24 protein-coding genes and 1 tRNA gene are annotated in these 23440 nt (G+C 68.6%); 16 read left to right on the top strand and 9 right to left on the bottom strand.

Annotation, left to right across the window (positions count from 1 at the left end; translation table 11 throughout):
- Positions 1 to 50 precede the first annotated feature (50 nt).
- The gene (locus SNAS_RS00900; RefSeq protein ID WP_013015470.1) at positions 51 to 1223 is read left to right on the top strand and encodes a glycosyltransferase family 4 protein; all 1173 of its coding nucleotides are present in this window, start codon (positions 51 to 53) and stop codon (positions 1221 to 1223) included.
- Positions 1224 to 1227: 4 nt separating this feature from the next.
- On the opposite strand, the gene SNAS_RS00895 is transcribed toward SNAS_RS00900, so the two are convergent.
- Positions 1228 to 1893, bottom strand: coding sequence for a response regulator transcription factor (locus SNAS_RS00895; RefSeq protein ID WP_013015469.1), 666 nt, complete (start codon positions 1891 to 1893; stop codon positions 1228 to 1230).
- On the bottom strand, positions 1884 to 3044 hold the full coding sequence (locus tag SNAS_RS00890; protein ID WP_013015468.1) for a sensor histidine kinase: 1161 nt from the start codon (positions 3042 to 3044) through the stop codon (positions 1884 to 1886). Before SNAS_RS00890 ends, SNAS_RS00895 begins: the two co-directional genes overlap by 10 nt.
- Positions 3045 to 3177: 133 nt before the next feature.
- Here SNAS_RS00890 and SNAS_RS00885 point away from each other — a divergent pair, with 133 nt between their 5' ends.
- Complete coding sequence (locus SNAS_RS00885) at positions 3178 to 3528, top strand: hypothetical protein (RefSeq protein WP_013015467.1); 351 nt, start codon at positions 3178 to 3180, stop codon at positions 3526 to 3528.
- Positions 3529 to 3556: 28 nt separating this feature from the next.
- Positions 3557 to 4252, top strand: coding sequence for a hypothetical protein (locus tag SNAS_RS00880; protein ID WP_013015466.1), 696 nt, complete (start codon positions 3557 to 3559; stop codon positions 4250 to 4252).
- Positions 4253 to 4307: 55 nt separating this feature from the next.
- Here the strand turns inward: SNAS_RS00880 and SNAS_RS00875 are convergent.
- Positions 4308 to 4380 (bottom strand) — tRNA-Trp (locus SNAS_RS00875).
- Positions 4381 to 4412: 32 nt separating this feature from the next.
- On the bottom strand, positions 4413 to 5633 hold the full coding sequence (locus tag SNAS_RS00870; RefSeq protein WP_013015465.1) for an ROK family protein: 1221 nt from the start codon (positions 5631 to 5633) through the stop codon (positions 4413 to 4415).
- Between the two features lie 113 nt (positions 5634 to 5746).
- On the opposite strand from SNAS_RS00870, the gene SNAS_RS00865 reads away from it, so the two are divergent.
- From SNAS_RS00865 to SNAS_RS00815, 11 genes are all read left to right on the top strand, one after another.
- Positions 5747 to 7078 (top strand): ABC transporter substrate-binding protein, encoded by a 1332-nt coding sequence (locus SNAS_RS00865; RefSeq protein WP_013015464.1) that lies wholly within the window; start codon positions 5747 to 5749, stop codon positions 7076 to 7078.
- Position 7079: 1 nt separating this feature from the next.
- The gene (locus tag SNAS_RS00860; protein ID WP_013015463.1) at positions 7080 to 7961 is read left to right on the top strand and encodes a carbohydrate ABC transporter permease; all 882 of its coding nucleotides are present in this window, start codon (positions 7080 to 7082) and stop codon (positions 7959 to 7961) included.
- On the top strand, positions 7958 to 8821 hold the full coding sequence (locus tag SNAS_RS00855) for a carbohydrate ABC transporter permease (protein ID WP_013015462.1): 864 nt from the start codon (positions 7958 to 7960) through the stop codon (positions 8819 to 8821). Before SNAS_RS00860 ends, SNAS_RS00855 begins: the two co-directional genes overlap by 4 nt.
- Before the next feature lie 30 nt (positions 8822 to 8851).
- Positions 8852 to 9934, top strand: coding sequence for an ABC transporter ATP-binding protein (locus SNAS_RS00850; RefSeq protein ID WP_013015461.1), 1083 nt, complete (start codon positions 8852 to 8854; stop codon positions 9932 to 9934).
- Positions 9931 to 11250 (top strand): glucosylglycerate hydrolase, encoded by a 1320-nt coding sequence (ggh, locus tag SNAS_RS00845; RefSeq protein ID WP_013015460.1) that lies wholly within the window; start codon positions 9931 to 9933, stop codon positions 11248 to 11250. Before SNAS_RS00850 ends, ggh begins: the two co-directional genes overlap by 4 nt.
- 63 nt (positions 11251 to 11313) lie before the next feature.
- Positions 11314 to 12063, top strand: coding sequence for a metallophosphoesterase family protein (locus SNAS_RS00840; protein WP_013015459.1), 750 nt, complete (start codon positions 11314 to 11316; stop codon positions 12061 to 12063).
- Between the two features lie 116 nt (positions 12064 to 12179).
- Complete coding sequence (locus SNAS_RS00835; RefSeq protein WP_013015458.1) at positions 12180 to 12677, top strand: GbsR/MarR family transcriptional regulator; 498 nt, start codon at positions 12180 to 12182, stop codon at positions 12675 to 12677.
- A 47-nt stretch (positions 12678 to 12724) separates the two neighbouring features.
- Complete coding sequence (locus SNAS_RS00830; protein WP_013015457.1) at positions 12725 to 13930, top strand: cytochrome P450; 1206 nt, start codon at positions 12725 to 12727, stop codon at positions 13928 to 13930.
- A gap of 10 nt (positions 13931 to 13940) precedes the next feature.
- Complete coding sequence (locus tag SNAS_RS00825) at positions 13941 to 14138, top strand: ferredoxin (protein ID WP_013015456.1); 198 nt, start codon at positions 13941 to 13943, stop codon at positions 14136 to 14138.
- A 51-nt stretch (positions 14139 to 14189) separates the two neighbouring features.
- Complete coding sequence (locus SNAS_RS00820; RefSeq protein WP_013015455.1) at positions 14190 to 14762, top strand: hypothetical protein; 573 nt, start codon at positions 14190 to 14192, stop codon at positions 14760 to 14762.
- Positions 14763 to 14827: 65 nt separating this feature from the next.
- Positions 14828 to 16474: an FAD-binding dehydrogenase gene (locus SNAS_RS00815; protein WP_013015454.1), complete on the top strand. Its 1647-nt coding sequence runs from the start codon at positions 14828 to 14830 to the stop codon at positions 16472 to 16474.
- A gap of 10 nt (positions 16475 to 16484) precedes the next feature.
- On the opposite strand, the gene SNAS_RS00810 is transcribed toward SNAS_RS00815, so the two are convergent.
- Positions 16485 to 16970: an anthrone oxygenase family protein gene (locus SNAS_RS00810; RefSeq protein ID WP_013015453.1), complete on the bottom strand. Its 486-nt coding sequence runs from the start codon at positions 16968 to 16970 to the stop codon at positions 16485 to 16487.
- A gap of 75 nt (positions 16971 to 17045) precedes the next feature.
- Positions 17046 to 17666, bottom strand: coding sequence for a TetR/AcrR family transcriptional regulator (locus SNAS_RS00805; protein WP_013015452.1), 621 nt, complete (start codon positions 17664 to 17666; stop codon positions 17046 to 17048).
- A gap of 124 nt (positions 17667 to 17790) precedes the next feature.
- Here SNAS_RS00805 and SNAS_RS00800 point away from each other — a divergent pair, with 124 nt between their 5' ends.
- Both SNAS_RS00800 and SNAS_RS00795 read left to right on the top strand, forming a co-directional pair.
- A complete protein-coding gene (locus SNAS_RS00800) occupies positions 17791 to 18372 on the top strand; it encodes a TetR/AcrR family transcriptional regulator (RefSeq protein ID WP_013015451.1) in 582 nt (193 codons plus the stop codon).
- Between the two features lie 75 nt (positions 18373 to 18447).
- The gene (locus tag SNAS_RS00795) at positions 18448 to 19209 is read left to right on the top strand and encodes an SDR family NAD(P)-dependent oxidoreductase (RefSeq protein ID WP_013015450.1); all 762 of its coding nucleotides are present in this window, start codon (positions 18448 to 18450) and stop codon (positions 19207 to 19209) included.
- Positions 19210 to 19218: 9 nt separating this feature from the next.
- On the opposite strand, the gene SNAS_RS00790 is transcribed toward SNAS_RS00795, so the two are convergent.
- From SNAS_RS00790 to disA, 3 genes are all read right to left on the bottom strand, one after another.
- Entirely contained in the window at positions 19219 to 19884 is a 666-nt protein-coding gene (locus tag SNAS_RS00790; RefSeq protein WP_013015449.1) for a hypothetical protein, read from the bottom strand.
- On the bottom strand, positions 19881 to 22283 hold the full coding sequence (locus tag SNAS_RS00785) for an FtsK/SpoIIIE domain-containing protein (protein ID WP_013015448.1): 2403 nt from the start codon (positions 22281 to 22283) through the stop codon (positions 19881 to 19883). The genes SNAS_RS00790 and SNAS_RS00785 overlap by 4 nt, the downstream gene beginning before the upstream one ends.
- A gap of 73 nt (positions 22284 to 22356) precedes the next feature.
- A complete protein-coding gene (gene disA / locus SNAS_RS00780; protein WP_211207405.1) occupies positions 22357 to 23409 on the bottom strand; it encodes a DNA integrity scanning diadenylate cyclase DisA in 1053 nt (350 codons plus the stop codon).
- Between the last annotated feature and the right edge of the window lie 31 nt (positions 23410 to 23440).

Raw genomic sequence — 23440 nt, 5'->3', positions numbered from 1 at the left:
TCCTGATAGGCGTCGGACTTTCCTTCTCCAGCAAGGTTTACAGGGGTCACATGAAGGTTACGTTCCTGGTCCACAGCTTGGACCGCGTCGGCGGCATCACCCGCGCCACCCTGACCACCGCCTCCGCCCTGGCGGCGCGCGGTCACGGGGTGCGGATCGCGGCGATATTCAGGCTCAGTTCCCGTCCACGATTCGACGTCGATCCCCGGGTGGAGGTGGTGACGCTCGTCGACGAGGTCGACGGGAGGCGAAGATCGACGCGCGACAGCGCGCTGCGGAAACGTCCGTCCCGCATCCATCCCCGTGGCGACACCTTCTACGAGCACGCGTACACCGAACTGGTGGACGCGCGGCTCACCGAGTTCCTGAACGACTGCGAGGCCGACGTGGTGGTGGGTACCACGCCCGGTCTCAATGTCTGCCTCGCCGCCCTGGCACCGCGAGGCGCGATCACCGTCGCGCAGGAGCACATGTTCTACGAACACCACGAGCCCTCACTGCGGGCCGAACTGTCGCGCGCCTACGAACGCATGGACGCGGTGGTCACGCTCACCCAACGGGACGCGGCCCGACATCGCCGGGAACTGCCGCACCTGGCATCCCGGGTCACCCGCATCCCCAACTCGGTACCGGCGCCACCGCGACGCGCGCGGCGGCCCGACAACCGGGTCATCGTGGCGGCCGGACGTCTCGAACCGGCCAAGAACTTCGCGATGCTGATCGACGCGTTCGCCATCGTGCACCGTCACCATCCGGAATGGAGGTTGCGAGTCGTCGGCGACGGCTCGCAACTCGATGGACTGCGCGCCCAGATCCAGCGACTCGGCCTGTCACACCGGGTATCACTGCCCGGCATGATCACGCCGATGGACCGGGAGTGGGCCGCCGGCGGGATCGCGGCGCTGTCGTCCGATTTCGAGTCCTTCGGCCTGACCGTCATCGAGGCGATGCACTTCGGACTCCCCGTGGTGTCCACGCACTGCCGTTACGGCCCACCGGAGATCATCACCGACGGCGAGGACGGTCTACTGTGCCCTGTCGGCGACGCGGAGCGGTTCGGGGCGGCACTGTGCCGTCTCATCGAGGACCGGGCGCTGTGGCGACGCTGCTCGCGAACGGCACGCCGCACCGCGGGACGCTACGTCCCCGAGGAAGTGGTCGCCGACTACGAGAAGCTGTTCAACCGCCAGCTCGAGCACCGCGACCTGTCCACGCTCGGCTGAGGTTTCAGCGGACGCCGGACGCCCGGTAGACGGTGAGCGCGATCTGCACCCGGTTCTGGCTGCGGGTCTTGGTCAGGATCCGCGACACGTGGGTCTTCACCGTGGCCTCGCTCATGAACATCTCGGAGGCGATGGCGGCGTTGGACTTCCCGGCAGCCACGGCGGCGGCGACCTCGCGCTCCCGTTCGGTGAGCGCCGCCAGTGCGGCACGCGCTGCCTCGATCTTCGGATCGGTGGCCGGGCTGGCGACCCGCTGCACCAGACTCCGGGTGACCGAGGACGAGAAGACGGACTCCCCGGCGGCGGCCATCTGCACGGCGCGGGCGATCTCCGTCGGCGGAATGTCCTTGAGCAGATACCCGCTGGCCCCCGCGCCCAACGCGTCGAGGATGTACGTGTCCAGGTGAAACGTCGTCAGAACCAACACAGCCGGTGCGTCCGGCAACCCGCGCAGTTCACGAGTGGCCGCCACCCCGTCCATCACCGGCATCTGCAGATCCATCAACACGACGTCCGGCCGCAGTTCCCGAGCCTGATCGACCGCCTGCCGCCCGTTCCCGGCCTCACCCACCACCACGATGCCGGGATCGGCACGCAAAACCATGCGCAACCCGTTGCGCACCATGGGATCGTCATCGACGAGCAACACCGACGTCGTGGTCACGTCCACGGCAGTTCCCCCACCAGCTCGAAACGCCCGTCAACCGGCCCGTGGCTCAACGTCCCGCCAGCCAGATCAGCACGTTCCCGCAACCCGATCAACCCCGCCCCGGCCCCCGGCACCCCCAACGACCCGTCCACCATCTCGTTGACCACCCGCACCCGCAACACCCCATCGGCGGCGGCCACCGTCACCACGGCGACAGCGTTCGGTGCGTGCTTACGGACATTGGCGAGTCCTTCCTGGACGAAACGATAGGCGTCGCGGCCAATACCCGGTGGCGCCGTCTCGACGATAGCCGGATCCATGTCCAACTCCACCTCCTGCCCGGCCCGCAGCGCGTCCTCGACCAGATCCTGAATCCGATCCAACCCGGGCTGCTCAAGCGAAGTCGGCTCGTCCGCCCGCAAAGCCCCAAGCGCCAACCTCAACTCCTCCAACGCCTGCCGCGCGGAACCATAGATCAACTCGGCCGAACCGCGAACAACATCGATCTTCGGCTCCGGATCGACCATCAACCCCCCGGCATGCAGTGCGACCAGCGAAATCCGGTGCGTAACAACATCATGCATCTCCCGAGCGATCCGGGTCCGCTCCGCCTGCCGAATCTGAGTCTCCCGCAACCGCTGCTCCCGTTCCGCGCGCTCGGCCCGCTCGCGATACGACAACAACAACGACTCCTGCGTCTGCCGCATCGCCCCCCAAGCCACGATCGCGGCCACAATCGCGACATTCACGACCAACGTCAGCGACAACTTGTTGTTCTCCGGATAAACAAGCCAAAAGCAATACCCGGCCAACACATCCGCGGCCCCCACGGCCAACGCCACCGGCAACCGCCGATACCGGGCCACCCCGTAAAGCGCCACCATATTCGCCACACCCCCGGTAGCGGCGAACGCGGCGACAACGGCCAACGCGATCGCGATCCCGGTCCTGGCGCGACTCCGAAACAGCAACACGAAACACGCCGCCGCCCCACACCCGATATCGACCCAACGCATCGTCCCCACGGGCCCGGCCAGCAGCACCCAATACAACTGCGCCAGCCCCCCGGCAAAAGCAGCCAGCGCGGGCAGCACGGTGAGAACAAGCCCAGCCGGATCCCACCGACCCCCCGTCGAGGTGTCAGCGGGCTCGGCCTCGGCGTCGCGTTCCATCACGCTGCCGAGCGTAGACGCGTACGGCTACGACCTGCGTCAATCTTTCGCATCGCGCGACGTACAACTTTCGTCAACGGGACTACCAGATCTGGCGATGCGCCAACCCCTCCGTCGCGGCGACGCTGGAGCCATGGAAAACACGAACAAAACCCACTCAGGACAGACCACCTCGTTCCTCTCCCGACTGACCTCCTTCGGCCGCGAGATCTTCGCCCCGGTCACCGCACCGCCGAAGTCACCCCAGCGCTCCCTGCTCGTTGCCCGCCAGGCAACCGCCCTGCTCGGCATCTTCGGAACCGTCGTCCAGGTCATCGTCTGGCTGATGATCGGAGTCATCGGCGGCGACCTCGACGCCCCCTGGTGGTTGTGGACGGTCGCGGCCTCCACCCTCCTCGTCGCCGGATTCACCATGGCCCACCGCCTCATCCCCGGCACACCCCGACCTGACACCGCCGCCAACCAGCCCAACGTCTCCGCCTAACCCCACCCACCCTCCGAAAGGAACCCCCGTGTCCGCAATCAGCAAATCCGACCGCATCACCACCGGCCTCGCTGGACTTCTCTCCGGAGTCCTGTCCATCCTCATGGTGGGTCTGTACTTCGTCTACGACGGCGCCCCGCCACCCGAGAACGTCCTGGGCCGCAACCTCATCACCGTCACGACCTTCATCGGCTTCCTCATCTTCGGCGCCGGTCTGGCCCGCCTACTGCGCCAAGCCCGAGGCGGCGACGCCGGACTCTCCGGCTCCATCGCCGTCACGTCCCTACTGACCTACGTCGCCGTCACCCTGGTCTCGGCCTCCCTCGAAGTCGGCACCTCCCTGTGGAAACCGAACTCCGACATGGACCCCACGGTCGACGGCCCGCTCGCCGCCGGCATGGTCCTCCTGCACGGCCCGATAGCCCGCGGCCTGGTCGCCGCCTTCCTCATCACCCTGACCATCAGCGCGGCCCGCACCGGCCTGCTGCGCCGCTGGGTCCTGACCGGCAACATCATCCTCGCCCTGACCAACCTGGCCCTGGTCCCTTCCCTCTTCTTCGGAATGAACGCCGCCAACTTCTACGCCGCCAACGGCTGGGGAGCGGTCGCCAGCATCGGCCTGATCAACGTCATCTGGTTCGCCACCCTCGGCGGCGCCCTGCTCCGCAGCCGCGCCGCACGCCAAACGCCAGTCCCGACCCCGGCCCCCGCTCCGACCCGCTAACCACACCGAAAAGCCCGTGACCGGTTGCCACCGGTCACGGGCTTTTCGATATTTGCAGGGGTGACAGGACTCGAACCTGCAACCTACGGTTTTGGAGACCGTTGCGCTTCCAATTGCGCCACACCCCTCCGCTGATGGTTGCCCATCGGCTTCGGACATCTTACGGGGCTCGGTGGGGCGGTGTCGACCGGGTATCGGCCGTGGTCGGTTGGGCGGTGAGGGTGGCGTCGACGTTGTCGGGGGCGTAGACGTGGCCCGTAACCAGGGCGGTGAGGCCGGTGCCGACCGGGTGGTGGGCCGTGCTGGCCGTGACGGAGAGGGGGGTGGTGACTCGGTCGATGGCGAGGGTGTGGATTTGGGAGCGGACTTCTTCCACTACGGCGGGGGTGCGGCCCAGGACTCCGCCCAGGACGATGAGCTGGGGGTTGAGGGTGGCGACGAGGCTGGCGAGGGTGCGGCCCAGGAGGGTGGCGGCGGCGCGGACCGCGGTTTCGGTGGGTTGGTGGGTGGCCATGGTGGTGGCCAGGTCGTCGACCGTGGTGTCGGTGGGGCGGCGGAGTTGGCGTAGGAGGGCGTGGCCGGACGCGTAGGCGGCGAGGCAGCCGTTGCGGCCGCAGCGGCAGCGGCGACCGCGGGCGTCGGTGATGCGGATGTGGCCGATGTCGCCGGCGGCCCCGCCCACGCCGCACAGGAGTTGGCCGTCCAGGACGATTCCGGCGCCGATGCCGTTGGCGTATTTGACCGCGACCAGAGGGCTCGCGTCGGGGCGTTCGACGGATTCGCCGAGGGCGTAGGCCCGGGCGTCGTTCTCCAGCAGGACCGGGACGCCCCAGCGGTCGGCCATCTCGGCGTTGAGGGGGTAGTGGTGCCAGCCGGGCATGATCGTGGTTTCGGTGAGGTGCCCGGTGACGGGTGAGACCGGGCCGGGTACCGCGACGCCGACGCCGACGAGTTTCTCGTCGGTGCCGGTGTCGAGCAGGTGTTGGGCCTGGTCGTAGATGGTCGGCAGCAGGGTCTTGGGGGGTTGGGCGATGTCGATGGACAGTCGGGTCTCGCGCAGCGTGGTGCCGCCGACGGTGGTGATCGCGATGCGACCGTGGCGGTGGCCCAGGTCGATGACGAGGACGACGCGGCCGCGGTCTTCGAAGCGGACCAGGCTGGAGGGGCGGCCGCCGGTGGAGCGGGCGGCGCCGGACTCGTAGGCGTAGCCGGAGCGGAAGAGCTGGCCGAGGCGGGAGAACAGGGTGGTGCGGGACAGGCCGGTGGCGGTCAGGAGTTGCTGCCGGGTCCAGTTGTCGCGGCTGCGGATGAGGTTCAGCAGGTGGCCGGGGGTGTTGGCTGCCTGGGCGGGGAACCGTCCGGAGGGGCGCATCGCGGTCATACCGACATTCTGCCCGGCGCGTGATCTTGACAATGAGCGAATGGCGGAGTTATGTTCAGCTGGTTGACAAAAGTCGGCGGGCGGACAGCCCGGCCGGATTGAGGAGTCACCCCATGGCAACGTCGCCACATCGCCCACCCGCGGGCCTGAGTCGCCGGTCGCTGCTGGGTGGTGCGGCGGCGCTGGCGGCGGTTCCGCTGTTGTCGTCCTGCGTGGGTTTCAACACCAGCGGCGGCAAGGCCGGCAGCCTCGACTTCCTGTCCACCCAGTTCACGCCGGTGGAGGAGAAGCAGCGGTTCGAGAAGGTCCTGGCCGACGCGAAGGTCAACGCGGCGTACAACGCGGTGGAGGGGAACGTGTTCGCGTCCACGCTGACCTCGCAGGCCGAGGCCGGGAGCGTGCAGGTGAGCCTGGCCGGGGCCATGCACGGCGAACTGGCGCCGTTGGCCGACCGGTTCACCGACGTAGACGGGCTGTTGAAGGGGAAGCTGGCGCAGGCCGAGTATCCGAAGGACCTGCTGGAGTTGGCCAAGGCCGGGGGTTCGACCGCGAAGTACATCCCGTGGATGCAGGCGTCCTATGTGGTCGCCGTCCACAAGCGGGCGCTAGAGTGGCTGCCCTCGGGGGCCGACGTCAACTCGCTGACCTACGACCAGTACCTGGACTGGGCGATCGCGGCGCGAAAGGCCAACGGCAGCCCGGTCTTCGGGTTCCCCGCCGGGCCGGACGGGCTGTACGCCCGCTTCGTCCAGGGGCATCTGCTGCCGAGCTTCACCGGTGGGCAGGTCACGACGTTCCGCAGCGCGGACGCCATCGACGCGTGGAAGTACATGAAGGAGCTGTGGGCGAACTTCGTCCCCGCCTCCACCAACTACGACAACATGCAGGAGCCGTTGGCCAAGGGCGAGGTCATGGTCGCCTGGGACCACATCGCCCGCATCATCGAGGCGCCCAAGGGCAATCCGGACGAGTGGCTGCTGGTGCCGTCTCCGAAGGGCCCCAAGGGTTTGGGGTACATGCTGGTGGTCGCGGGGTTGGCGATCCCCGACGGCGCCCCCGATCCTGACGGCGCCACCGACGCGATCCTGTCACTGTCCGAACCGGACGTACAGATCGAGGTGCTGAAGCAGAACACCTTCTTCCCGGTGTCCGTCACGGAACTGCCCGACGACCTGGAGGGCGCGACGAAGCTGGCCGCCGAGGCGATCACCGCGCAGCGGGAGGCCAAGGACGCGATCATGGCGCTGCCGCCGGTGGGAACCGGGGAACGCGACGGCGAGGTCACCGCGGTGTTCCAGAACTCGTTCCGGCAGATCTGCCTGGACGACCGATCGATCAAGTCCGTCGTGGACGAACAGGCGGCCGAGTTGCAGTCCATTCTCGATGACCTCAAGATCCCCTGCTGGGCACCCGATCCGGCCGAAGCCGTCTGCGAGGTGGGCTGACATGGCCGCCACCCAGGTCACCGAAGTCGCGCCGCGCCGCCGCCGGATTCCGCCGGTGGTGTGGCTGATCGCGCCGTCGGTGCTGTTCATGGCCGCGCTCATGGGCTGGCCGACGATCTCGGGGCTGATCCAGGCGTTCAAGACCGGCGACGGTTTCGGCTTCGACAACTTCGCCCGCATGGCCGCCGACCCGTTCTTCTGGCCCGCCGTGCGCAACACGCTGCTGCTGATCGTCATCCTCATCCCGGTGCAGTTCGCGCTGGCCCTGGGGATGGCGCTGCTGTTGCGGGCCAAGCCGAAACTGTCGGGCCTGTACTTCTACATCTGGGCGATCCCGCTGGCGGTGTCCGACCTGGCCGCGGGCCTGGTGTGGCTGTCGATCTTCACCGACCACGGCTACCTCAACTCGTTTTTGTCCCACCTGGGCATCGACGGGGTGAACTGGCTTTCCTACGACAGCAACACGTCGATGTTCTTCGCGGTGTTCATCGCCGAGCTGTGGCGCGCCACCTCGCTGGTGCTGGTGATCGTGGTGGCCGGGATGCAGGGCATCCCCAAGGACTACGACGAGGCGGCGCAGGTGTTCGGCGCCTCCTACTGGCAGCGGCTGCGGCACGTCACGCTGCCGCTGCTGCGGCCCAGCCTCCAGGTGGCGTTGATCCTGCGGACGATCCTGGCGTTCCAGACCTTCGCGGTGGCACAGGCCCTGACCGGACGCGACTTCCCGGTCCTGGTCGGTGAGACCTACAACTGGTACGTCGCGCTGCGCAACCCGAGCGTGGCCTCCGCGCTGGCCCTGGTCATCCTCGCCATCTCGATGATCACCGCGATCGTCTACCTGCGGGCGCTGCGCGATCCGTCCGACAAAGGAGGCAAGCGATGACCACTTCGGACACCGCCGCGACGCCCACCCGGGGCAACTCGGCGGCGCTGCGCGCCCACCGGTGGCGCCGCTTCGGCGTCCAGGTCGCCTGCCTCGCGGTCACCGCGTTCATGGCGATCCCGATCTACCTCATCGCGGTGGCCGCGTTCTCCAGCCGGGACGCGCTCAACGAGTTCCCGCGCGCCCTGTGGCCGTCCGACCTGTCCTGGGACACCATGGGCACGTTCGTCTCCTCGACCGGGATCCTGCCCGCCTTCGGCAACTCGCTCATCGTCGGTGTCAACACGCTGGTGTGGTCGCTGTTGGTCGGCGCTCCCGCCGGGTACGCGCTGGCCCGGTACGCGTTTCGGGGTCGCGAGCCGTACCAGCTGTTCCTGCTGTTCACCCGGGCGCTGCCGATCGTGGTGCTGTCGGTGCCGATGGCGCAACTGTTCCTGTCGACCGGCGTCTACGACACCACGACGGGTGTGACGCTGCTGCACACCGCCTTGGCTTTGCCCACAACGGTTCTCATCACGGCGGCCGTGTTCGTGGCGGTGCCGCGCGACGTCGAGGAGGCGGCGCAGATCTTCGGCTGCTCGCCGTTCTCGGCCTTCGTCCGGGTGGTGCTGCCGCTGGCGCTGCCGGGGGTGTCGGCGGCGTCCATCTTCACCTTCGTGCTGTCGTGGAACGAGGTCCTGGGCGCGGCGGTGCTGACGCTCAACCGGCGTACGCTGCCGGGCCAGGTTCTGTCCACATTGCAGTACTCCCCGGAGGCTTACCGCTTCGCCGGCGGGTTCGCGCTCATCGTCCCCGCCATCATCTTCATCGCGCTGATGCGCAAGTACCTGCTCAACATGTGGGGGACGACGCTGCGATGAACATCCACAATCACACGCGAGGACGCACCGATGGCTGACATCTCGATCCGAAACCTGTCCAGGACCTACTCAGGACAGAAGGCCCCGGCCACCGACGACGTGAGTCTCGACGTGGCCGACGGCGAGTTCATGGTGTTCCTGGGCCCCAGCGGTTGCGGCAAGACCACCCTGCTGCGCATGATCGCGGGCCTGGAGTTGCCCGACGCCGGTTCGGTGGCCATCGGCGGCAAGGACGTCACCTACCTGGCTCCCCGCAACCGCAACCTGTCGATGGTGTTCCAGTCCTACGCGGTGTTCCCGCACCGTCGGGTCCGGGCCAACATCGGCTTCGGCCTGAAGATGCGTGGTGTGGCCGCCGACGAGATCGCCCGCCGGGTGGACCGGGCCGCGGACCTGTTGCAGCTGACCGATTACCTCGATCGCTACCCGGCTCAGCTTTCGGGCGGTCAGCGGCAACGCGTCGCGGTGGCGCGGGCCATCGTCGTCGACGCCGACGTACTGCTCATGGACGAACCGCTGTCCAACCTGGACGCGCTGCTGCGGCTGTCGTTCCGGGCCGAGCTGAAGAAGATCGTCGCGGAACTGGGCACCACCACCGTCTACGTCACCCACGACCAGGCCGAGGCGCTGTCGCTGGGCGACCGGGTCGCGGTGATGCGCTCCGGCCGGATCGTGCAGCAGGGCGGCCCCATCGACGTGTACGACTCTCCCGCCGACACCTTCGTGGGCGGATTCCTGGGCTCACCACCCATGAACTTCCTGGACGGCGAAGTCGCCGACGGCCCGAAACTGCGCGTCGGCGAGCAGAGCCTCGCGGTGCCCAGCGCCCTGGCGTCCTTCGCCGGGCAGCCGGTGAAGCTGGGCGTGCGGGCCGAGAACATCACGGTCTCGCAGTCCCGCGACGAATCCGCGGTGCCCGCCACGGTAGACGTCGTCGAACCGGTCGGCGCCTCGGTGCTGCTGACGGTCACCGTCGACGGCCAGGAACTCAAGGTCCAGGCACCGCCGACGTTCCGCATCGACCCCGGGGCCACGGCCTGGCTGACCTTCCCGGCCGACCGGCTGCGGTTCTACGATCCCGAATCCGCCATGGCACTGGAGACCGATCGATGACAGTACTCACGGGGGAAGCACTGGCCGATCGCGCCGCGGACGTGTTGCGCGGCAACGACCTCGGCGACATGACCGCGGCGGCGCCCCGGCTGTACCCGCACATGTGGAGCTGGGACTCGGCGCTCATCGCCGTCGGTCTGGCCCGGATCTCCGTCCCGCGGGCCATCACCGAGATGCGGACCCTGCTGCGAGCACAGTGGACCACCGGCATGATCCCGCACATCGTGTTCTCCGACGTGGACGGCTACTTCCCGGGCCCCGACCGCTGGCGGGCCCACCTGGCCCCCACCGCCCCGTCCGGCGTGCGCACGTCCGGCATCTGTCAACCACCCGTGCACGCGATCGCGTTGCGGCACATCCTCGACGCCGGACGCCGCTCGGGCGGCACCGACCAGGCCGAAGCCGAACGGTTCATATCGTCCACGTTCGACTCCTGGCTGAACTGGCACCGCTGGCTGGCCACCGCGCGCGACCCCGACGGCCTGGGCCTGGTCGAGATCCACCACGGCTGGGAATCCGGTATGGACAACTCCCCCCGCTGGGACGACGCCTACGCCCGCATCACCCCCGGCACCCTGGAAGCGTTCACCCGCTTGGACACCCGCCACGTCGCCGACGTCTCCGAACGCCCCAGCGACACCGAGTACGCCCGCTACCTGTGGCTCATCGAGCAGATGCGGCGCGCCGACTACGACGAAACGGCGATGCGCTCCAGCCTGGACTTCCGGGTCGCCGACGTGTTCACCTCCGCGATACTGGCGGTCGCCAGCGACGTCCTGGCCGACCTCGGCGACGAGTTCGACAGAACCGAGGCGGCCGCCGAACTGCGCGACATCGCCGCCCGGTTCCGCGCCGGAGTGGCCTCCACAATCGATAGCACCACCGGCCTGGCCCGCGACCTCGACCGCCACGACGACGAGTGGATCGACGCCGACTCGGTGGCGGGCTTCGCCCCCCTGCTGAGCGGCGGCGATGTCGACCTCATCGACCGGCAACGCGAGATCTTCTGGGGCCCACGCTGGTGCGGCCACCCCGACCTGGCCCACCGCCTACCCGCGTCGCTATCTCCGGCCGCGACCAACCTGCGCCCCAAGACCTACTGGCGCGGCCCGGTATGGCCGTTCCTGTCCTGGCTGTTCGGCTGGGGCCTGCGGCACCACGGCCACATCGGCGACGCCGAAGCGATCCGCGAGGCGGGCCTGGCGCAACTGACGGACGGCCACTTCGGCGAGTACTACGAACCGTTCACGGGCGAGGCGCTCGGCAGCCACCGCCAATCGTGGACAGCCGCGGTGGCACTGGACTGGCTGGCTTAGAACTCGGCTCTGCTGACAGCGGAAAGCCTGGGCTACGTCCCCTGCGCTGCCTAGGGTTGCGACATGGTTTCCAACGTCGTGGTGTTGTCCGATATTCATGGGGTTCTGCCCGCTTTGGAGGCGGTGCTGGCTGAGCCGGATGTGCGGTCGGCGGAGCGGATTGTGCTGACCGGGGACATCTTGTCGGGGCCGCAGCCGGTGGAGGTTTTCGACACGCTGTTGGGCCTGGGGGAGCGGGTGGTTTGGGTGCGGGGGAACGCCGATCGGGAGTTGGTGGAGATCAGGCGGGACGGGAAGGCGATTCCGGAGATTCCCGTGAGTGAGTGGGCCGCGGGGCAGTTGCGGGAGGAGCATGTGGGGTTGTTGGAGGGGATGGCGAGTACGGCGCGGTTGGGTATCGAGGGGTTGGGTGAGGTGTTGTTCTGTCACGCGACGCCCCGCGATGATGAGGAGGTGGTGTTGGTGGATTCGCGGCCCGCTCGGTGGGAAGAGGTGTTGGCGGGCTTGGATCCGGCCGTGACGACTGTGGTGTGTGGGCACACGCATATGCCGTTCTCGCGGCTCACCCATGGGGTGACGGTGGTCAACGCGGGGAGTATTGGGATGCCTTACGGGCGTAGGGGAGCGCCGTGGTTGCGCTTGGGGCCGGGGATTGAGATGCGGCACACCGAGTACGACTATGAGGTGGCGGTGGCCCGGATTGCCGCGGAGTCGACGTTCCCGGACGCCGCGGCCTGGGCGGACGAGTATGTGTACTCGCGTAACAGTGAGCGGGATGCGTTGGCCGCGTTCGGTCCTCGGGATGGTCGTTGAGGGATTCACTGATTTCCACGTGAAAGGATCTTGGTGAATCGCTTGTCTGGCAACCGAACGTGAGCGTATGATTCGTTCAGTAAGTACTGAACGTCTTTAACGCAGGGTGGGTCGCGATGCCGGAACTGTCGATCGCCGAACGTGAACTCGTCGGGCGCTTCGGGGTTTTCGTGGAGATGAGCGGCGGACAGCGCATCGCCGGAATGCTGGTCGGCTACCTGCTGATCTGCAAGCCGGAGCATCAGTCGATCACCGAGATGGCCGACGCCCTCGCGATCAGCAAGGCGTCGGTCAGCACCGTCATCCGCCAGCTTCAGCAGGGCCTGAAGGTGGAGCGGGTGCCGGTACCGGACTCACGTCAGCACTACTACCGGCTCGCCGGAGGTGGTGACTGGACCGAGATCCTGCGGACCCGGTGGAAGTTCCTGAACGCCGGACGCGACGTCGCGGCGGCCGGGCTTCGGCTCGTCGGTGACGATCCGGACCGGCGCGAACGCATGCAGGAATTCGCCGACTTCCTCGACTTCCTGGTCGAGGAGTTCAGTCCCGAACTCGTCTCCCGCTGGGAGACGTACCGCAACAAACGCACAGCAGAGCGCGAAGCGCCGCGATAGCGGCAACGGCGTTTCGTCCGGGCATTCAGCCGCATTTTGGAGTCGCCATGTCGACCGTTGAAGTCCCTCGTGGAGTACCGCTCGACCGTCCCAACCCCTTCGACCCCTCTCCCCAACTCACACGACTGCGCGAGACCCGGCCGATCAGCCGGATGATCTTCTTTCCCGACGAGCACGAGGGCTGGCTCATCACCGGGCACGAGCAGGTCAAGAAGGTGCTCGCCGACACCCGCTTCAGTTCTTCGTCCACCTTTCAGCGCTCACCTGTGGACAGTCCGTTCCTTCCCAAGCAGCTCAAGGAGTTCCCGGTCGAGCCGGGCATGTTCATCCGGATGGACCCGCCCGACCACACCCGGCTGCGGCGCAAGCTCACCGGCGTGTTCACCGTCAAACGCATGAAGGTCCTGGAGGCCCGGGTCGCCGAGATCGTGAACCAGCACCTGGACGAGCTGGCGGCTTCGCCGAAACCGGCCGACCTGGTGGAGAAGTTCGCGCTGCCGGTTCCGTCCATGGTGATCTGTGAGCTGCTGGGTGTGCCCTATGAGGAGCGGGCCGAGTTCCAGACCCGGTCCCACAAGATGCTGTCGTTCTCGACCCAGCCCGAGGAGCGGATGGCCAGCATCAAGGAGATCCAGGAGTACATCCTCGGGCTGGCGAAGCAGAAACGCGCCGAGCCCACCGACGACCTGCTCAGCGACCTGACCCAGGACGACGACCTGGAGCCCGCCGAGATGGGCGGCATCGGGTTCCTGCTGCTGGTCGCCGGGCACGAGACCACCGCCAACATGCTGGGGCTGGGCACCTTCGCGCTGCTGGAACACCCCGAGCAGTTGGAGATCCTGCGCGACGATCCCGAGCTGATGCCCAAAGCGGTCGAGGAACTGCTGCGGTACCTGTCGATCATCCACTTGGGCGCCAGGCGAATCGCCGCCGAGGACATCGAGTTCGAGGGGCACCTGATCAAGAAGGGCGACAGCGTCTCGATCTCGGTGGCCGGGGCCAACCGGGACCCGAACAAGTTCGACGACCCGGACACCCTGGACGTGCGCCGCACCGCCACCGGACACGTCAGCTTCGGACACGGGGTGCACCAGTGCCTCGGCCAGCAGTTGGCGCGCATCGAGATGCGGATAGGTTTCGAGGCGTTGCTGCGGCGTTTCCCCGGGCTTCGGCTCGCGGTCGATCCGTCCGAGGTTCCGCTGCGCACCGACATGGCGATCTATGGTGTCCACAAGCTACCGGTCACCTGGTAGGGAGGATTTCGTGAAGATCAAAGCCGACCGGGAGGTCTGCGTCGGAGCGGGCATGTGCGTGCTCACCGCCGCCGAGCTCTTCGATCAGGACGACGACGAGGGCCGGGTGCTGGTCCTGCAACCCGAACCGCACCCGGATCAGGTCGCGGCGGCCCGCGAGGCCGTCGAGCTGTGCCCCTCGGGAGCGCTGAGTCTCGAGGAAGGCTGAGCCTCGTCCTCCTTCCGCCCGGGTACAGTGCCCGGGCGGAAGGAGGCACCCATGTCACGGCCCGCCGTATCGGGCGACGTGATCGCCAACGCGATCGCGATCGCCGGTTTCGCGCTGGCCACCTGGCTGTGGGTGTTCCCGCCGCACTCGGGCTGGGCGCTCGTGGTGGGCGTCGTGGCCGCGGCGGTCTACTACCTGGGGAACTTCTCGCGGTCGCGCGGCGGCATGCGGCTGCTGTTGATGCTGGTTCCCCTGACCTATGTCGCCACCCTGATCACGGGCACCGGCATGACGGTGCTGGAAATCGTCGGCGAGACCGACGAGTGCGTGGTCGAATCGCGGCAGTCCTACTTCACCGGCAGTGGCGACGGCGTCGACGTGACCGTCGCGTGCCCGGGCGGCGAGACCTACCGCTTCAACGAGGCCCGCGCCCGCACCGTCGAGGGCGAGAAGGTGCTGGTCACCTACGACCCGTCCGGCAATGTCAAGGCCAATCTCACCGAGCTGCAACACGACGGCCTCGGCATTGGTTTCATGGTGTGGACGGTGGCGGACACGGCCCTGCTGGTCGGGTTGCCGGTGTGGATCGCCGCCCGCGACCGCGCGAGGCGTCGAGTCGACTGATTGTCGCGCTCCCCGGTTTGTGGTAGATATCCACCACTACTCACGACTGTCAAAGGACGGTAACTGTGGACACCGACGTAATTGTGGTGGGAGCCGGACTGGCGGGCCTGGTGGCCACCGCCGAGCTCGCCGAGGCGGGCAAGAAGGTCATCCTCGTCGATCAGGAGCCCGAACAGTCGCTGGGTGGGCAGGCGTTCTGGTCCTTCGGCGGGCTGTTCCTCGTCGACTCGCCCGAGCAGCGGCTCATGGGCGTGCGCGACTCGAAGGAGCTGGCCTGGCAGGACTGGCTGGGCAGCGCGGGCTTCGACCGGGACGAGGACGCGATGCCGCGCGCCTGGGCGGAAGCCTATGTGGACTTCGCCTCCGGGGAGAAGCGGTCCTGGCTCAAGGAACGCGGCGTGAAGTTCTTCCCGGTCGTCGGCTGGGCCGAGCGGGGCGGTTATCTGGCCGACGGGCACGGCAACTCGGTGCCGCGGTTCCACATCACCTGGGGCACCGGCCCGGCCATTGTGGAGGCTTTCGAGAAGCGGGTGCGGGCCGCCGTCGACAGCGGCCTGGTGACGCTCGCGTTCCGGCACCGGGTGGACGACCTGACCGTCACCGACGGCCGGGTCACCGGCGTGTCCGGCAGTGTCCTTCAACCCAGTGACGCGAAACGCGGCGAGTCGTCCAGCCGTGAGGTCACCGGCGATTTCGCGTTCACCGCGCAGGCGGTCGTGGTCACCAGCGGCGGCATCGGCGGCAACTTCGACCTGGTGCGGCAGAACTGGCCGCAGCGGATGGGCACCGCGCCCAAGCACCTGATCTCCGGGGTTCCCGAGCATGTGGACGGACGCATGCTGGGCATCACCGAGTCGGCGGGCGGCGAGATCATCAACCGGGACCGGATGTGGCACTACACCGAGGGAATCCAGAACTGGGACCCGATCTGGCCCCACCACGGCATCCGGGTCCTGCCGGGCCCGTCCTCGCTGTGGCTGGACGCGACCGGGCGCAGGCTCCCGGCCCCGCTGTTCCCCGGCTTCGACACCCTGGGAACCCTGGAACACATCATGTCCACAGGGTACGAATACACCTGGTTCATCCTGACGCAGAAGATCATCGAGAAGGAATTCGCACTGTCCGGTTCCGAGCAGAATCCGGACCTGACCGGCAAGAGCATCAAGAAGGTCCTCAAACGGGCCCTGCCCGGCGCCACCCCGCCGGTGGAGGCGTTCAAGAAGCACGGCGCCGACTTCGTCGTGGCCAACACGATCGAGGAACTGGTCGCGGGCATGAACGGCCTCACCGAGGAGCGGCTGCTCGACGTGGAACGGGTGTGGGACACGGTGCGGCAGCGCGACCGCGAGATCCGCAACAAGTTCACCAAGGACCTGCAGGTGCTGGCGGTGCGGGCGACCCGCGCCTACCGGGGCGACAAGCTGATCCGGGTGGCCACGCCGCACCGGCTGCTCGATCCCAAGGCGGGGCCGCTGATCGCGGTGCGGCTGAACATCCTGACCCGCAAGACCCTCGGCGGGCTGCACACCGACCTGTCCGGCCGGGTGCTGCGTCCGGGCGGCGAGCCGCTGCCGGGGCTGTACGCGGCCGGAGAGGTCGCCGGGTTCGGTGGCGGCGGCATGCACGGTTATCGATCGCTGGAGGGGACGTTCCTGGGCGGTTGCATCTTCTCCGGACGGCAGGCGGGTCGGGCGGTGGCCGAGGCCCTGTGAGCCCGGGGCCCTACGGGGTCGCAGGGTCGGCGGGCCGCAGCGCCCGGTACCGCACGGCGATGAGGACGATCGTCGCGAACATGAGTACCGCTGTGCCGGTCCGGAAGTAGTGCAGCAGCTCCCATCGGTCCAGAATGGAGGCGACGTCGGCCGGGGGTGAGGTCTTGACCCACTGCCGGATCTGCTGGTTGATCGGCACGTTGCCGAACCGGGTGATGACGAAGGTCGCCACACCCAGCACCGTGGCGGCGCCCGCCAGCAGCCTCGGGGTGCCGCGCGCGATCACGGTCAGCGTCAACGCCGACAGCACCGCCAGACCCATGGTTATCTGCATGACGTAGGCGTTCACGTTCATGAGCGCGACGTGGTAGGTGAAGCGGACGTCCAGCGGCACCGCCTTGAACGCCTGGGCCACGTTGAGCGCCCCGTAGGTGAACATGCCCGCCAGCAGGCCGGTGACGAAGACCGCTGTCGCCTTGATGATCCGGGTTCGCATGACTCTCCCTTATTTACTGAGTTACGACTCAGTAAATATACACGCGTGATCGGATACCACCATCGGGTATCGGAGCTAGGGCTTGACCAGGCTCGGCAACAGTGCGTCCACAATGGGTTCCACGCCGCCCGGCGGTACCCCCTCGGGGCCGGACAACCGGATCAGCGCCGCCCGCTGAAACGCCACGCCCGTCAGCAGTTGCGCGATCGCGAGGCTGTCCAGGTCCCTGCGGACCCGGCCCGCCGCGCGCTCGGCGTCCAGGTACTCCGCCAGTGCCGTGACGCCCCGACGGGGCCCGATCTCCTCGGAGGCACCGCGATCGGAGAACCGGCCGCGCAGCTCACCGTCGGACTGCACCGCCGCCAGGATCGGCGTGATGCGCAGGTAGAACGCCTCCAGGCTTTCCAGCAGCGCCACCAGGTCGGCGCGCAGTTCGCCGCTGCCGCCGCCCGCGCGGATCTCGGCCAGCGTCTGGCGGAACCCGGGCCGGTGCGTGTCGACGACGGCCTTGAGCAGTCCCAGCCGGTCGTTGAAGTGGTAGAAGATGCTCGACTCGGCCACCGACGCGCGCTTGGCGATCTCCTTGGTCGACAGCCGGGCGACACCGGACTCGGCCAGGATCTCCTCGGTGGCGGCCAGCACCGCTTCGCGCACTCCGGTCGCGGGACGGCCGCGACGACGGCTGTTGTCGGTCATCGGGTAATCGTGCCCGTCGCATCGCGGGTCGTCGGCGGCGAGGGGGCGCCGCTCCGTCCGGGCTCAGGGCCGACCACGTCACCATTATTGGAATGAGCGTTCTTGTTATGGTAGCGTCGGCGGCATGGCACGCACCAAGGAGTTCGACCCCGACACGGCGCTGCGCTCCGCCATGGAGCTGTTCCTGCGGCATGGCTACGAGGCCACGTCGGTGGCCGATCTGGTGGAGACCCTCGGTGTCAGCCGGGCCAGCCTGTACGCGACCTTCGGACACAAGGACGAGCTGTACCGCAAGGCACTGGACCTGTACAACCGCAGCCAGCCGATCGACTTCGCCGAGATCCTGTCGCGGCCCGGGCCGGTGTTGCCGTCGGTGCGGGAGGTCGTGGAGGAGTTCGCGGCCCAGGCCAAGCTGCCCGACGGCAGCGGGGCCTGCCTGATCGTCAACGCGGCCGTCGAGCGGATGTCCGCCGACGACGCGGTGGCCCGGCAGGTCGAATCGTCCTGGGACTTCCTGGAGACGACGCTGTTCATGGCGTTGTGCCGGGCCAAGGCCCAGGGCGAGTTGTCGCCCGACGCCGACCCACGGGCCCAGGCCCGGTTCGTGCTGGTGATGTTGCAGGGCATACGGGTGCTGTCCGGTTCCGCGGTCAGTGCCGAACGGATCGACGACGCCGCGCGGCAGACCCTGGCCGCGTTGTCGTAACCCAAGGACGAGGAGACCGTTGTGGTCTTTTCGTGCCCAAATAATAGAACGATTGATCTTGAAAGGTTGAGAAGAATGAGCACACGTTTCGCGGGCAAGACCGTCCTGATCACCGGCGGCGGTTCCGGCATCGGCCGCGAGGCCGCGCGCGCCTTCGCCGCCGAGGGCGCCACCGTCGTGGTCGCCGGACGGCGCGAGGCGCCGCTGAAGGAGACCGTCGAACTCGTCACCGCCGAGGGCGGCACCGCCAGCTTCGTCACCGGCGACGTCACCAACGAGGAGGACGTGCGCCGGATCGTCGCCACCGTCGCCGAACGGCACTCCCGGCTCGACGTGGCGGTCAACAACGCCGGGGTGTTCGCCGCCGGACCACTCGCCGAGTTCGAGCTCGACCAGTGGCAGCGACTCGTCGACATCAACGTCACCGGGGTGCTGCTGTCCATGAAACACGAACTGCGGCAACTGAAGCAGCAGGACGGCGGCGGCGCGATCATCAACGTCGGCTCGACCGTCGGCGCCCACAAGTCCGTGCCCGGCCTGGCCGCCTACGGTGCCAGCAAGGCCGCGGTCTCGGCACTGAGCCGGGCCGCCGCCGCGGAGAACATCCGCGACGGGATCCGCATCAACATCGTCAGCCCCGGCTCCTCCGACACCCCGATGTCGATGCGGGGCGGCGAAACCGAGCAGCAGCGGGCCGAACGGCTGCACGAGACCGTCCCCTTGGGACGGGTCGGTCAGCTCGACGAGGTGGTCTCGGCGGTGCTGTGGCTGGCCTCGGAGGGTTCCGGCTTCGCCGTCGGGCACGACCTGGTCGTCGACGGCGGCGTGAGCCTGTAGCCGAACGCCTCAGTTCAGGTAGATGTTGCCGAGGGCGCAGGACACCACCAGGGTGCTGAAACAGATGACCGCGCCCAGCCGGGGATTGCGGACCAGTTTGCCGTTCGGGCCCAGGGTGCCCTCGCCCAACACCGGGCGGGAGACCACGCCGATGGTCAGCCAGCCCGCCGCCCAGGCGGGCAACGGCAGCGCGACGCAGGTCAGCACCTCGACGATCATGTCGCCGAGGCTCTCGGTGCCCGCCGCCGAGGCCAGCACGCCGACCTGGGCGAACAGCGACAGCAGCGCGTAGAGGCCGTAGATGAGGCCGTTGCGGTCGTCGGCCCGCCAGCGCGGCAGGAACTTGGGCCGGTGGGCCAGGTAGTGGGCGTCGGCGTAACCGGTGTCGGCGGAGTCGACGTCGGTGACGGCGATCGTGAGCTCGGCCTGCGGGTCGGCCGGCGGCGGGGTGGGGGTCGGCTGGGTCGGCACGGCGGGAAGACCACAGTCGACCGCCAGCCGGTTCAGCTGGTCCCGCTGGTCGCTGAGCCGCTGCCACAGTCGTTCGACGGTGGTGTCGATCCCGGTGCGCTGGTCGCGCTGGACGGCCGAGGCCTGGTCCTGGGCGGCCCGGACGTTGTCGAGGTCGCGCAGCGCGGTCAGGTACTCGTCGTATCCGCTGCCCGGTCGCGTCATTCCGTCTCCCGCAACGTGTACGGCACCATCAGGTCGTGTCGGTTGGCGTGCCGGTCGATGAGCAGACCCCGGCCGGGACGCGGATTCCAGTCCATGACCGACTGTCCGAAGTGCCCCATCAGCTCGTTGCCGGGGACGTTGAGCACCACCGAGCAGGACACGTCCTCGCGACCCGCGCTGCCGCCGATGTCGTCGGTGAAGCGGCGCAGGCCCCGCCACCAGCCCAGCAGGTGGACCCCGCTGGCCGGTCCGGTCCGCAACAGCGTGGTGAGGGCCTTCTTGCCGTCCATGGTCAGGTTGGCCGCGTCCAGGCCGAAGCCGATGAGGAACGCGGGCTGGGCGGCCTCGGTCAGTTCCGCCATCACCGTGGCCAGGTCGTCGGCGGCGACCAGTTCGGCTTGCTCGCCCAGCGCTGTGGCGGTGGCCTGGGCGAGGCCGGGTTCGGCCAGCGCGGCGACGACGTAGCGGGCCTGCGGCCGTTGCTTCGCCAGCGAGATCGCCGCGGCGTTGAGCAGGTGGGCGCCGGTGGGATCCGCGCCGAGGATGGACAGGTGCCGTCCCGGCGTGTTGTCCAAAGTGATCTCGGCGGTGTCCAGGGCGGCGTTGACGCGACGGCCCAACAGCACCCGGGGGCGCGGGGTCTCGGTCAGTTCCGCCAGCCGCGGGTCCTCGTCGAGGTGCGCGGCCGCGTAGCCGTAGAACACCGTCGGCGGCTGCGCGTCGCGGCGGGCCGACCACATGTCGTGCCGCAGCTGGTACAGCAGCTCGGATTCGGCGTGTGCGTTGGGAAAGCGCACCTTGCGGTCCCGTCCGGCGATGCCGCCGTCGGCGTTGATGACGACCTCGCCGGTGCGCAGTCCCTGCGCGGCCGGGTTGAGGTGGTCCAGCACCGAGGTCGCGCCGGGCAGCGCCACCCGCAGCGGGAACTGCCCGAAGATCGAGTCCTTCTTGGTGTACAGCGCCTCGATGCCGGAGGTGGTCTGGCTGGCGAGGATCATGTGGACACCGTAGGAACGTCCCTTGCGGGCCAGGTTCTCCAGCAGCCCGACGGCTTCCCGGGCGAGCTTGTCGTTGCCCGCGAACAGAACCTGGAACTCGTCGACGACGCACAGGATCCGGGGCAGTGACTCGGCACCGCGGAGCTGCGAGTACCGGGCGACACCGTGCCGCTTCATGACCACCGACCGGCGGGTCATCTCGGCGTCGAGTTCCCGCAGGATCGCCACCCCGTACTCGCGATCCGACTCCACCCCCACGGCGCGGGCGTGCGGGATGAACGTCGAGTCGGCCGACTGCGGCGTGAACTCGGTGAAGGACACGCCCTCCTTGAAGTCCAGCAGGTACAGGGCCAGGTCCTCGGGCGAGTACCGGGCGGCCAGGCCGTAGAGGATGTCCAAAAGGAACACCGTCTTGCCGCCGCCGGTGCGGCCGCCGACCAGCCAGTGCGGGGTCTCGTCGTCGAAGGACAGCCGCAGTACGCCCTGCGAGTCCCGTCCGGCGAGAGTGGACAGTCCGTCGCTGGGATCCTCGCTCCACAACCGATCCGGGGCCAGGTCCGCGAACCGCAGTTCGGCGGCGGCCTTGGCGCGGTCGGCGACCCGGGTGGCCTCGGCGCGGACGTAGTCGTCGGTCAGCGGCCGGTCGAAGGCCACCGGCGCGTTCAGACCGGCCGCCCCGATCGGGGCGTCGGGCGGGTTGCCGACCCGCATGTCGTCGGCGACCTGGATCGTCACCGCCGTGGGCAACTGCTCGAAACCCCCGGCCAGCAGGTGAACCCCGCCCGCGACGCCCGAGCGCGCCAGCGCGTCGACGCGTCCTCGCAGGTCCTCGTTGAGCTCGGGTGTCGACGCCAGCGCGAGCACCAGCTTCGTCGAGCGTTCACCCCGAAGGACGGACTTGACGTGGTCCTCGCACGCGGCCAGCGCCCGTTCCAGCCCGGCCGCGTCGGTGGTGACCCGCATCAGCCGGGCGTCGGCCAGCGGCTGCAACGCCGCCAGGCTCGCCCCGACCGTCGCGGCGTCCACCGCCTCGATCTCCAGCTGGCCCGGCTGCGCGGAAGCCATGGCCCGCAACAGGATCGCTCGCATCAGCGCGGCCACCCGGGGCTCGCGCGAGTCGTGTGAGAACGCCAGGTGCCCGGTCCCGATGAACGGCACCAGCACCGGGAAACTCGACGCGTGCAACCGTGCCTGCCCGATGTGGACAAGGCCCGGGTCGTCTCGCAGTGCGGCCGCTGCGGCCGACAACCGTTGCGCCAGCGCGGTTTCGGCGGCGACACTGGCGGCGTCCGGTCCGCTGGGCGGGGCGGCGTCCAGGGCGGCGCGAACCGCGTTGAGCCGCCCCACGGCACTCAGATGCCGAGCGACGGTGTTGTCGAAGGTGGCGCGCAGTCCGGCCATCCGCGCTTCTCAGCCTCTCGTTGGGTGACGAGCATTCGTGGATAGACGATACTGGACCCCGGCGCTACCGGCGTCAGACGTAACGCTCCAGCATCGACACCTCGGCCAGCCGGGACAGTCCCTCGCGGACGCTGCGGGCCCGGGCGGCGCCGACGCCGTCGACGGCCTGCAGGTCGTCGACCGTGGCGCCCAGCAGGCGTTGCAGCGACGCGAAGTGGCCGACGATGCGTTCCACCACCGGACCAGGCAGTCGCGGGACGCGGCCCAAAAGCCGGAAGCCGCGCGGGCTGATCGGGGCGTCCAGCATCTCGGAGCCGCCGTTGTGACCCAGTGCCCGGCTCACCGCCGACAGGTCGAGCAGTTCGCCCGCCGTGAGTCCGTCCAGTTCGGCCATCGCCTTGACCGGCGCCGAGCGTTCCAGGTCCTCGGGCAGGTAGTCGCGGACGATGAGGGTGCGGTCGGAGTCGACGCCCGCCATCAGCTCGTCCAGTTGCAGCGCCAGCAGCCGGCCGTCGGTTCCCAGTTCGATGACGTAGCCCTCGACCTCGTCGGCGATGCGGCGCACCATCTCCATGCGCTGCACCACGACCATGGCCTCGCGGACGGTGACCAGGTCCTCGATCTCCAGCGCGGACAGGGTTCCGGCGACCTCGTCGAGGCGGGACTTGTAGCGCTCCAGGGTCGCCAGGGCCTGGTTGGCGCGCGACAGGATCGCGGCGGAGTCGTCCAGGACGTGGCGCTGGCCGTTGACGTAGAGCCCGATGATGTGCATGGACTGGCTGACCGAGATGACGGGGAAACCGGTCTGCTTGGCGACCCGCTCGGCGGTGCGGTGCCGGGTGCCGGACTCCTCGCTGCGGATCGTCGAGTCGGGCATGAGGTGCACCGCGGCCCGCACGATCTTGGTGCCGTCGCTGGTCAGCACCACCGCGCCGTCCATCTTGCAGAGCTCGCGCAGCCGGGTGGCGGCGAACTCCACGTCGAGGTGGAAACCGCCGGTGCACAGCGCGGCGACGGTCTCGTCGAAGCCCAGCACGATCAGGGCGCCGGTGTTGCCGCGCAGAATGCGTTCCAGGCCGTCGCGAAGCGCCGTACCGGGCGCCATGAGCGCCAGGGTCGCACGCATCGGCTCATCGCGTTCGGGCAAGACCACGTCC

Origin of the sequence: Stackebrandtia nassauensis DSM 44728 (genome assembly GCF_000024545.1) — a bacterium.
GTDB classification, from domain to species: domain Bacteria; phylum Actinomycetota; class Actinomycetes; order Mycobacteriales; family Micromonosporaceae; genus Stackebrandtia; species Stackebrandtia nassauensis.
This window is presented reverse-complemented; position numbering and strand designations above follow the sequence as displayed.

Bases quoted from the DNA above. Each gene is read 5' to 3' on its own strand.
- SNAS_RS00835 (WP_013015458.1), top strand. From the start codon at position 12,180: ATGCCGGAACTGTCGATCGCCGAACGTGAACTCGTCGGGCGCTTCGGG.
- SNAS_RS00805 (WP_013015452.1), bottom strand. From the start codon at position 17,666: ATGACCGACAACAGCCGTCGTCGCGGCCGTCCCGCGACCGGAGTGCGC.
- ggh (WP_013015460.1), top strand. From the start codon at position 9,931: ATGACAGTACTCACGGGGGAAGCACTGGCCGATCGCGCCGCGGACGTG.
- SNAS_RS00830 (WP_013015457.1), top strand. From the start codon at position 12,725: ATGTCGACCGTTGAAGTCCCTCGTGGAGTACCGCTCGACCGTCCCAAC.
- SNAS_RS00855 (WP_013015462.1), top strand. From the start codon at position 7,958: ATGACCACTTCGGACACCGCCGCGACGCCCACCCGGGGCAACTCGGCG.
- SNAS_RS00890 (WP_013015468.1), bottom strand. From the start codon at position 3,044: ATGGAACGCGACGCCGAGGCCGAGCCCGCTGACACCTCGACGGGGGGT.
- SNAS_RS00790 (WP_013015449.1), bottom strand. From the start codon at position 19,884: ATGACGCGACCGGGCAGCGGATACGACGAGTACCTGACCGCGCTGCGC.
- SNAS_RS00800 (WP_013015451.1), top strand. From the start codon at position 17,791: ATGGCACGCACCAAGGAGTTCGACCCCGACACGGCGCTGCGCTCCGCC.
- SNAS_RS00865 (WP_013015464.1), top strand. From the start codon at position 5,747: ATGGCAACGTCGCCACATCGCCCACCCGCGGGCCTGAGTCGCCGGTCG.
- SNAS_RS00850 (WP_013015461.1), top strand. From the start codon at position 8,852: ATGGCTGACATCTCGATCCGAAACCTGTCCAGGACCTACTCAGGACAG.
- SNAS_RS00860 (WP_013015463.1), top strand. From the start codon at position 7,080: ATGGCCGCCACCCAGGTCACCGAAGTCGCGCCGCGCCGCCGCCGGATT.
- disA (WP_211207405.1), bottom strand. From the start codon at position 23,409: ATGCGTGCGACCCTGGCGCTCATGGCGCCCGGTACGGCGCTTCGCGAC.
- SNAS_RS00810 (WP_013015453.1), bottom strand. From the start codon at position 16,970: ATGCGAACCCGGATCATCAAGGCGACAGCGGTCTTCGTCACCGGCCTG.
- SNAS_RS00840 (WP_013015459.1), top strand. From the start codon at position 11,314: ATGGTTTCCAACGTCGTGGTGTTGTCCGATATTCATGGGGTTCTGCCC.
- SNAS_RS00820 (WP_013015455.1), top strand. From the start codon at position 14,190: ATGTCACGGCCCGCCGTATCGGGCGACGTGATCGCCAACGCGATCGCG.
- SNAS_RS00900 (WP_013015470.1), top strand. From the start codon at position 51: ATGAAGGTTACGTTCCTGGTCCACAGCTTGGACCGCGTCGGCGGCATC.
- SNAS_RS00795 (WP_013015450.1), top strand. From the start codon at position 18,448: ATGAGCACACGTTTCGCGGGCAAGACCGTCCTGATCACCGGCGGCGGT.
- SNAS_RS00870 (WP_013015465.1), bottom strand. From the start codon at position 5,633: ATGACCGCGATGCGCCCCTCCGGACGGTTCCCCGCCCAGGCAGCCAAC.
- SNAS_RS00885 (WP_013015467.1), top strand. From the start codon at position 3,178: ATGGAAAACACGAACAAAACCCACTCAGGACAGACCACCTCGTTCCTC.
- SNAS_RS00785 (WP_013015448.1), bottom strand. From the start codon at position 22,283: ATGGCCGGACTGCGCGCCACCTTCGACAACACCGTCGCTCGGCATCTG.